The following is a 9,071-nucleotide window of genomic DNA, read 5'->3' on the forward strand; positions in this document are numbered from 1 at the left end:
CACCGCCATCAATGCTTTGTTCAAAGTCATGAGTCTTCCTTTGTCAGTTGGAGGGAGAACAGGCCACCGGCGCCGGAAAACTTGTGATTTCCTCAAGCCGGTGCAAGGCCAGTTTGTTGTCGTTCCATCCAGCTGTCAAAGACTACTGGTCACAAATTTGTAACCATAATGTAACCATTGGGCGGGTAAGTTTCCACAGTTCCACCCTGCGTTCTATTTGGAAATGGGCACAATAACGACCGGAAGTCGCTAATAGATCGTGACACACTATGAATGATGAGTCCGTCAGCACTTGCGTCCATAGCGCCTGCAACGCGCAGTTCTGCATAACCGCCGGTAATGTTCATCGCATCATGCATGTCACGTTTCTGCCACAGCCCTACCGCGCTGGCTGCTGGTACAAACCCTGTAACTGGGCATAGGGCATGGCTTGCGCCACCAGCGGGCCGGCGTTGCCGGTAGCGAGGAAGTCGCCGCCCATGCCAGCGGCTGCCGCCCATAACGCCTGCGCAATGCCGGAGCCGGCGCTCAGGCGACGCACGCCCAGTTGCGCGAGCGCTTCGGCGTCCGGCACGCCCGGCCAGTCCATCACGTTGACCGGCAAGGCCACTGCCGCCACCACTTGCGCAATCTCGTCCGGTTTGACCATGCCGGCCACGAACAGGCCATCGGCGCCGGCCGCCTGGTACAGCGCCGCGCGGCGCAGCACTTCGGCCACCCGCTCCCCTTCCGGCGCCTGGCCTTTCAGGTAGACGTCGGTGCGGGTGTTGATGAAGATGTCCCTGCCCTCCTGCGCGGCCAGCTCCTTGATTGCGGCGATCTTGGCAGCGAGTACCTGCGGTGCGTCGTGGCCGTCTTCGAGGTTGATGCCGGCCACGCCCGCGTCGATCAGGCGCAGCACGCTCAGTGCGACGGCCTGCGGATCGTCGTCGTAACCGTTTTCAAAGTCCACCGACAGCGGCACCGTCAGCACCCGCGCGATATTGGCGGCCACCGCGATGGCCACATCGACCGGCATCTGGCCGCCATCGGCATACCCGGCCGCCCACGCCACGCCGGCGCTGGTGGTGGCAATCGCCGGCGCACCAAGACTTTCGAACAGGCGCGCACTGCCCGCGTCCCAGGCGTTGGGCAGGTGCAGCAGGCGGCTGCCGTCGTGCAGCTGTTTGAAAGTGGTCACTAGGTTCATCAGGGCTCCTTAGAATAGGCTCGATTGCATGGTGGTGAGATTGCCGAAGCTGTCGTGCATCGGTTGCAGGATGGCGTCGGCGATCGGCTGCAGCTGCTTGGTCAGATAATGTTCGTAGTCGATCTGCGAACGCAGGTCTTCCAGCGGCTCCGGACCGCTGGTGGTCATCACGTAGCTGATCCAGCCGCCGTTCTGGTACCGTTGCGGGCGCCGGTGCGCCAGGTTGTATTCGTCGGCCAGGCGTGCCGCGCGCACCTGCGGCGGCACGTTGACCTTGTATTCGTCGAGCGGCTGGCGCAGACGCTTGCGGTACACCAGCAGGTCGTCGCAGTGGCCGGCAAGCATGCGGTCGGCGTACTCGCGCACATAGTCCTGGTACGGCTGGTTCTTGAACACGCGCAGGAACAGGCCTTGCTGGAACTGCTGCGCCAGCGGCGTCCAGTCGCTGCGCGCCACTTCCAGGCCGCGGTATATCACCTCTTCTTCGCCGCTGGCGTTGATCATCAGGCCGGCGTAGCGCTTCTTGCTGCCCATCTCGGTGCCACGGATGGTGGGCATGAAAAACTTCTGGTAGTGGGTGTCGAACTCGATTTCGAGGTGGCAGTCGAGGCCATGTTTTTCCCTGAGCATGGTGCGCCACCACTGGTTGATGCCATCCGCCAGTTGCTGGCCGATGGCCAAAGCGTCGACGTTCCTGTGCTCTTTTTTGAGCCAGATAAAGATCGAATCGGTGTCGCCGTAGATCACGTCGTAGCCTTCCGCTTCCACCAGCTTGCGCGTCTGCTTCATCATCTGGTGGCCGCGCAAGGTCACCGACGACACCAGGCGCGGATTGAAGAAGCGGCATTCGGTGGCGCCCAGCACGCCGCAAAAGGAATTCATCAACAGCTTCAACGCCTGCGACAGCGGCTCGTTTTTTGCCCGCTTGGCGGCGTCGCGCTGCTTCCAGATTTGCGTGGTGATCTCGGGCAGGCAGTGCCTGGTGCGCGAGAACACGGTGCCGTTCACGCCCTCCACCTGGTCGGCCGCATCGGTGGCCGCTTCGCCTTCGACCAGCCCCACCGGATCGACCAGGAAGGTGCGGATGATGGACGGGTACAGGCTTTTGTAGTCGAGCACCACGACCGAGTCGTACAGGCCCGGCTTGGAGTCCATCACAAAGCCGCCCGGTGACGCTCCGCCCGACACATCGCCCACGCTGGGCGCCACGTAACCCTCCCGGTGCATGCGCGGCAGGTAGTGGTGGCTGAAGGCGGCAATCGAGCCGCCCAGGTGGTCGGCCTGCAGGCCGGTGACGGTGGCGCGCTCGATCATGAAGGCCAGCAGGTTGGCCTGGTCGAAGATGCGCGTGACCAGTTCGCAGTCTTTCAGGTTGTAGTGCGCCAGCGCCGGCTTGTCCTCGTGGAAGCGGCGCTCGATCTCGGCCATCTTGTCGTAGTCGCTGCCGATGTCCTTGCCCTCGCCCAGCATCTCCTGCGAGACGTTCTCCAGGCTGTACGACTGGAACATCCACGACGCCGCCTTGAGCGCGTCGATGCCGTCCAACACGATGCGCCCCACCACCGGCGCGAACATATAGCCCTGCTTGCCCGGATGCTCGCGCCACTCGATGGTTTTATTTTCGCGGCCCAGCGTGAGGGGAATGCGGTGCTTGTCGGCGTTCTTTTGCAGCACCCGTAAATCGAACTGCACCACGTTCCAGCCGATGACCACGTCGGGATCGTGGCGCGCGAACCAGGCGTTGAGGCGTTCGATGATCTGGCGCGGCGTGGCGCAGTATTCGAGGTCGAAGTCGATGGCTTGCGTTGTCGCCTCGGGTGCGGCGCCGAGCATATACACCTGGCGCTGGCCGCAGCCCTCCAGCGCGATCGAATACAGGTCGCCGTGGGCGCTGGTTTCGATATCGAGCGAAACGATCTTGAGCTTGGGGCGGTAGTCGGGCGCCGGCTTGAGCTTGCAGTCGAAGATGGTATGCCCTTCGATACGGCCGCCCTCGACATTGACGCCGGCCGAAATGAAGCGCTCCATCAGGTAGCGCTCGGGCGGGCGGATGTCGGCCTCGTACATGCGGATGCCATGTTCGCGCAGCGTGCGTTCAAACGCCGTGAGCGCCTTGTAGCGCGACGCATACACGCCCACCACCGGCTCCTGCTGGAAGGTTTTCAGTTGCAGGTCGCGCAGCTCGATGCCGCCCGACTGATCCATCAGCGCCTCGATGGCCGCGCGCTGGCCTGCCTCGGCAAAGGCGACCGAGGTTTGCGCGGTGAGGCGGATTTTCCGGGGGCCGTCGTCGGTGGCCAGCCAGAAATCGATCTCGGTGCCGTGCGCAGTATCGCGCCAGTGGCGCGTGAGGATAAAGCCGGTGCAGGTCATGCCGGAATTATACTGTATGCGCATACAGCCACCGTCTAACCCGCACAGCCAACCGGGGTCGGACCCCAGACGGGGTCCGACCCCAACCTGTCAGGCATGCGTATCACAGCCCGCGTCTTGGGGGTTAAAACTCAAGCGCTATCGCGCTCGATGATGGAAAAGCCGATGTCGAGTATGCGCTCGCCCACGTCACGGTCCTGCGAGCGGTCGAGGATGAAGCGCGCGGCCGTGGCGCCGATCAGCGCGCCATCGATGCGCACGGTGGTCAAGGCCGGATGCAGCTCGCGCGCAAACGCCAGGTCGCCCAGGCCGATCACCGCCAGTTGCGAAGGCACCGCAATGCCCAGCGCCTGCGCCTCGGTCAGCACCCCCAGCGCCACCATGTCGGAACTGCAGAACACCGCGTCGATATCGGCATGCTGCTCCAGCAGTTCGCGCAGGCCGGTGCGTCCGAAGCCGGTGTTGGTCGGCGCCGGCGCCACCAGCGCGGGAATCGCCGCCTCGCCCGGCGCCGCCATACCCAGCGTGATGGCAGCATCCGAAAACGAGCGCATGCGACGCTGGGCGCGGTCGTCGTCGGCGCCCAGCGTGGCCACGCGGCGGCGGCCGCGCGCGTGCAGGTATTCGGCCACCGCCCGCCCCACTTTTTCGTGCGAAAAACCGATCAGCATGTCGATCGGATTGGGCGCCAGGTCCCAGGTTTCCACCACCGGTATGCCGCTGCTCAGCAGGCGCTTGCGGCCGGCGGCCGAATGCATGATCCCGGTGAGCACCACGCCGTCGGGGCGGCGGCCGATGATCGCTTCGAGCAGTTCATCCTCGCGCGAATCTTCGTAGCCGGACTGGCCCAGCATCACCTGGTAGCCATGCTGCGCCAATGCGGCCGTCAACGACTGCACCATCTCGAGGAAGACGTTGCCGGTAATGGTGGGGATCACGGCAGCGACCAGCCGGCTCTTGCGCGAAGCGAGGCCGCCGGCCAGCATATTGGGCACGTAACCGGTTTGCGCAACGGCGTCTTTTACCCGCTGCATGATCGCATCCGACACCACGCTGGGATTGTTGAGCGCGCGCGACGCCGTGATCGGCGCCACCCCGGCCAGGCGCGCGACGTCGCGCAGCGTGATGCCGCCGCTATTGCGGCGGCGCTTGGGAACGTCGTTACCAGGTGGGTTATCGGTGAAATCGGTCATGCGGCGATTTTAACAGGTGAACAACAGGTGGACTTCAGCGGTAGGTCAGCATGTCGGTCCCGCCCAGCGCTTCCAGGTGGGCGTAGTTGTTGAAGTAATCGAGGCCGAACTCGCCGGGCCGATGCAGCAGCCGCGTGACCGAGCAATTGGCCATTTTCCAGGTCATTTCCATCACCTGGTAGTCCTGCAAGCCCAGCACGTGCTGCATCACGGTGGCGATCACGCCGCTGGACGTGAATACCAGCGTGGCCTGCTTGCTGTCGGGGCGGTCCAGGCGCTCGAGCGCTGCCACCACGCGGGCGCGAAACTCGGGCCAGGCTTGCGCATACTGGTCGTCGTGCCAGCCCGTCATCCAGCGCTGCATGGCGGCGCGGAACAGCTGCTCCATCGCACGCTGCGGTTCGGCCGCGCCGGCCAGGCGCGCACCGAGTGCTGCAGGATCGGCAAATTCCGGGCAGTGGCGCAGCATCACTTCGTGGTGGTCGAATTCGGCGAAGCCGGGTTCGAGCTCACGCTGCGCTGCGGGCCACGAGGCGGCGGGCATCTCGGCCTGGCAGGCCTCTGCCGCCTGCGCGTGGCGCGCCATGGCGCCGGTCAGCACGCGCTGAAAGCGCTGCCCGCGTTTGGCGAACCACTGCCCCAGAAAACGCGCCTGCTGTTCGCCGCGCGTTGACAGCTGGTCGTAATTGGCGCTGCCGAACGACGCCTGCGCGCTGCGCACCAGGAAGATCTGTCCCATGATGGTCCTAAGGTTACGAAACCGGGCAGGCCGCGCTGCCATTGGCAGCGAGCGCGCGCACCGCCGTGGCAATGTCGGCGCCCAGGCGCGCCACGGCGCGACGGTGGCCGGCCACCAGCGCCTCGTTACCGTCGCCGACCGTCTCGTTGGCGACAGTGCGGCAGGTCAGCACTTTCGGGCTGCCCACCATTCTCACGCTCCACACGGCGTCGAGCAGCGCGTACTTGCCGGGGGCCGACTCGAAGCGCTGCACATTGGTGCTGATGCGGTACACGGTCGCGCCTTCCGGCGTGGGTGTGCGGAACACGTCCACCGCGCCCAGGTCATTGGTCACCACCTGCGACAGCGCCTGGCCGATTTCGGCCGCCGGCGGCGAAGTCCACAAGTCCTGTTCCAGCAAGTCCATGCGACCGTCGGTGGTCACCACCAGCTGCTTGCGCGCCACCTGCTGCGGCACCGTCACCGCCGGGATCTCGATGAAGTAACTGGGCGCCGCGCCGCTCTTGGTTGTGGGCGTGCCCATGCCGGTGGCCAGGCTGTAGAAGCGGTCCGGCGGCGTGCTCGAGCAACCGGCCAGCGCCACGACAGCAGCCGCTGTGACTGCGCTGGCGAGACGGAAAACTTGGTGCGTCATTTCTTCTCTCCTTTTTTCTCCGGCTTGCCGCGGATGAGCGACTCGGGATGGCGTTCCAGGTAGTCGGTCAGCGCGTTGATCGATTCCATGGTTTGCGTGAGTTGCTGCAGCGCCTCGCGCAGGTCGGACTGCACCGGCGAATCCTTTTGCAGCAGTTCCTCGGCGGTGCCGAAGGTCTTGCGCGCCGCACCCAGGGTGTCTTTCATCTCGGGCACCACTTGCGAGTCGAGCTGCTTGAGCAGGGTGTTGGCGCTTTTCAGCGTGTCGCGCAGGTTGGTGCCGATTTCTTCGAACGGTACCTTGTCGAGCTTGCGCGCGATACTCGAGAGCTGGGTTTGCAGTTCGTCGAGCGTGTTGGGCACGGTCGGGATTTCCAGCGGATCCTTGCTCATGTCGAGCTTGACGCCCTTGGCGTTCGGGAAGAAGTCGAGCGCCACGTACAGCTGGCCGGTGAGCAGGTTACCGGTGCGCAGCTGGCCGCGCAGGCCGCGCGCCGCCAGGCGCTCCATTAACTGCGGTCCGGCGTTGCCGTCCTGGTCATCGTCGATGCTTTTCTGGAAGGCGCGGCCCAGGCGCGCCGGGTACATGTCCACCGTGACCGGCATGCGGAAGGTTTTCTTGACGCGATCGAATTCCACGCCCACCGAGCGCACTTCGCCGAGCACGATGCCGCGGAAGTCCACCGGCGCACCCTGCGACAGGCCGCGCAGCGACTGGTCGAAGTACAGCACCGTGGTAATGGCCGGGCCGTCCGGGTCGCGCAGCGCGCTGGCCTGGTCGGCGGCCAGCAGGAACTGGCTGCCCTGCGGCGCCACGGCGTCCGGCTTCTGGCCACTGGCGCTCTCGAAAGCGATGCCGCCCACCACGAGGGCGGCGAGCGACTGCGTATTGAGCTTGAAGCCCGACGAATCGAGCCGCACATCGACGCCGCTGGCATGCCACCAGCGCGTGTTCTTGCCCACGTACTGGTCGTACGGCGCGCGGATGAAGACCTTCATTTTCACGCCGCGTCCCTGCTCTTCCAGGTCGAACGCGGTCACCCGGCCCACCGCGATGCGGCGGTAGTAGATGGGCGAGCCCACGTCGACGGAACCGAGGCTCTCGCCGTGCAGCGTGTACAGGCTGCCCTTCTCGTCGGTGGCTACCTGCGGCGCCTCTTCCAGGCCGGTGAAGTCGGTCGCGGTCTCCTCGGACTTGCCGGCATCGACACCGATGTAGGCGCCGGAGAGCAGCGTGCCCAGGCCGGTCACCCCGGTGGCGCCCACCTTGGGCCGCACCACCCAGAAGCGGGTGTCGGTGGCGGCGAAGCGCTCGGCTTCCTTGCTCATGTCGATCTTGACCAGCACCTTGGAAAGGTCGCGCGAAATCGAGATCGAGCGCACGATGCCGATATCGACGTCCTTGAATTTGACCTTGGTCTTGCCCGGCTCGAGGCCGTCGCCGCTGCGGAAGCTCACCGTCACCGAGGGCCCCTGGTCGACAAAAGTCTTGATCACCAGGCCCACGCCGATCAGCGCGGCCAGCAAGGGGATCAGCCAGACCAGCGAGGGCAGCCAGCGATTGGCCTTTTCGACGGCCGGCTCGTGCACCGGCCGGGGGTGGTCTTCATTTTCAGGCATGCTTTTCTCCATGTGTATCGACGGGGTCCCAGATCAGGCGTGGATCGAACTGCATCGACGCCATCATCGTCAGGACCACCACGGCGCAAAACGCCAGCGCGCCAGGGCCGGCGGTAATCACCGCCAGCGTCTGGAAGCGCACCAGCGCCACCGTCAGCGTAATGACAAAAATATCGAGCATCGACCAGCGGCCGACGAATTCAACGATGCGGTACAACACCGTGCGCTGCTCCGGGCGCCAGCGCGAACGACGCTGCGCGGTGTATGCCAGGATCGCCAGCGCCACCAGCTTCATCACCGGCACCACGATACTGGCCACGAAAATGATGATCGCCAGCGCCTGCGAACCGCTGTTCCAGAACAGCAGCACGCCGCTGATGATGGTGTCGTCCTCCTTGCCGAACAGGGAGTTCGTGTACATCACGGGCAGCAGCATGGCGGGTATATAAAGAATCGTGGCGGCCAGCAGCAGCGCCCAGGTGCGGCCCACGCTGTCCGGGCGGCGCCGGTGCAACGCCGACTTGCAGCGCTCGCAATGTTGATGCCGACCGCGTTCGGGAGCCACCAGGCCGCAGCTGTGGCACGCCACCAGCGGCGCGCCAGCGGCCAGCGCCTGGTAATTGAACTGCGACTGCGACGGCCGCATGCCCTTGGGGCCCGGCAGGTGCTCGCCGATATTCCACAAAATCTTGGGGTCGAACGACATCACCAGCGCCAGCATCAGGGTGAGCACCGCAAACGCGAACAGGCCGGGATGGACGATCACCCGCGCCAGGCTGGTCATCTTGACGATGGTGATCAGGATGCCGATCATCAGCACCTCGGTCATGCCCCAGCGCCGCGCCGTGCCCAGTGCGCGCAGCATGGAGTCGAAGCCGGGCGGCCTTCTGCCCCGGCTCAGCGACAGCGTGACATAGAACAGCGACCCCAGTTCCACTGCCGGCAGCACGATGGTAAACAGCGTGACAATCGCCGCGACGATCTCCATCTTCTCGTGCCAGAGCACGTAAATCGCGCCCATCAAGGTGGAGTCGATGCTGTAGCCGCCAATCGACAACTCGACGATGGGGAAGAACTGGGCAATCAGGTAAGTGAAGATGGCGGCCAGGGTGATGGCGGCCATGGCGCGCGGGTCGGAGCGGATGCCGCGATACAGGACGGAGCCGCAACGCACACACCGCGCCTTTTCGCGCGGTTGCAACGGCCGGTGCTGGTGCAGCACGCCGCAGTCATGGCAACTGATCAAATCGTAGCGATACACGGTCCGGCCGGAATGAGGGAAACATTCGTATCATACGGCAATACTGGTGCGCACAATTGTGCG

General features: G+C 64.8%; 7 protein-coding genes. All 7 read right to left on the reverse strand.

Annotation, left to right across the window (positions count from 1 at the left end):
- Positions 1–379: 379 nt before the first annotated feature.
- Positions 380–1,189 carry an isocitrate lyase/PEP mutase family protein gene (locus DUPY_RS05075; RefSeq protein ID WP_070246751.1) on the reverse strand — a complete coding sequence of 270 codons (810 nt, stop codon included), beginning with the start codon at positions 1,187–1,189 and terminating at the stop codon, positions 380–382.
- Between the two features lie 9 nt (positions 1,190–1,198).
- Positions 1,199–3,586 (reverse strand): DNA polymerase II, encoded by a 2,388-nt coding sequence (locus DUPY_RS05080; protein WP_371851740.1) that lies wholly within the window; start codon positions 3,584–3,586, stop codon positions 1,199–1,201.
- Positions 3,587–3,693: 107 nt separating this feature from the next.
- Positions 3,694–4,755 (reverse strand): LacI family DNA-binding transcriptional regulator, encoded by a 1,062-nt coding sequence (locus DUPY_RS05085; RefSeq protein WP_070246753.1) that lies wholly within the window; start codon positions 4,753–4,755, stop codon positions 3,694–3,696.
- A 34-nt stretch (positions 4,756–4,789) separates the two neighbouring features.
- Entirely contained in the window at positions 4,790–5,494 is a 705-nt protein-coding gene (locus DUPY_RS05090) for a histidine phosphatase family protein (RefSeq protein ID WP_070246754.1), read from the reverse strand.
- Between the two features lie 13 nt (positions 5,495–5,507).
- Positions 5,508–6,128: a PqiC family protein gene (locus DUPY_RS05095; protein ID WP_070246755.1), complete on the reverse strand. Its 621-nt coding sequence runs from the start codon at positions 6,126–6,128 to the stop codon at positions 5,508–5,510.
- A complete protein-coding gene (locus tag DUPY_RS05100) occupies positions 6,125–7,747 on the reverse strand; it encodes a PqiB family protein (protein WP_070246756.1) in 1,623 nt (540 codons plus the stop codon). The genes DUPY_RS05095 and DUPY_RS05100 overlap by 4 nt, the downstream gene beginning before the upstream one ends.
- Positions 7,740–9,008 carry a paraquat-inducible protein A gene (locus DUPY_RS05105; protein ID WP_070246757.1) on the reverse strand — a complete coding sequence of 423 codons (1,269 nt, stop codon included), beginning with the start codon at positions 9,006–9,008 and terminating at the stop codon, positions 7,740–7,742. Before DUPY_RS05105 ends, DUPY_RS05100 begins: the two co-directional genes overlap by 8 nt.
- Positions 9,009–9,071 lie beyond the last annotated feature (63 nt).

This window comes from Duganella phyllosphaerae (assembly GCF_001758785.1).
GTDB lineage: Bacteria > Pseudomonadota > Gammaproteobacteria > Burkholderiales > Burkholderiaceae_D > Rugamonas > Rugamonas phyllosphaerae.

What these genes read in the sequence shown, in the direction of transcription:
- DUPY_RS05080 (WP_371851740.1), bottom strand. Translation starts at nt 3,586, where the DNA reads ATGCGCATACAGTATAATTCCGGCATGACCTGCACCGGCTTTATCCTC.
- DUPY_RS05095 (WP_070246755.1), bottom strand. Translation starts at nt 6,128, where the DNA reads ATGACGCACCAAGTTTTCCGTCTCGCCAGCGCAGTCACAGCGGCTGCT.
- DUPY_RS05085 (WP_070246753.1), bottom strand. Translation starts at nt 4,755, where the DNA reads ATGACCGATTTCACCGATAACCCACCTGGTAACGACGTTCCCAAGCGC.
- DUPY_RS05100 (WP_070246756.1), bottom strand. Translation starts at nt 7,747, where the DNA reads ATGCCTGAAAATGAAGACCACCCCCGGCCGGTGCACGAGCCGGCCGTC.
- DUPY_RS05075 (WP_070246751.1), bottom strand. Translation starts at nt 1,189, where the DNA reads ATGAACCTAGTGACCACTTTCAAACAGCTGCACGACGGCAGCCGCCTG.
- DUPY_RS05090 (WP_070246754.1), bottom strand. Translation starts at nt 5,494, where the DNA reads ATGGGACAGATCTTCCTGGTGCGCAGCGCGCAGGCGTCGTTCGGCAGC.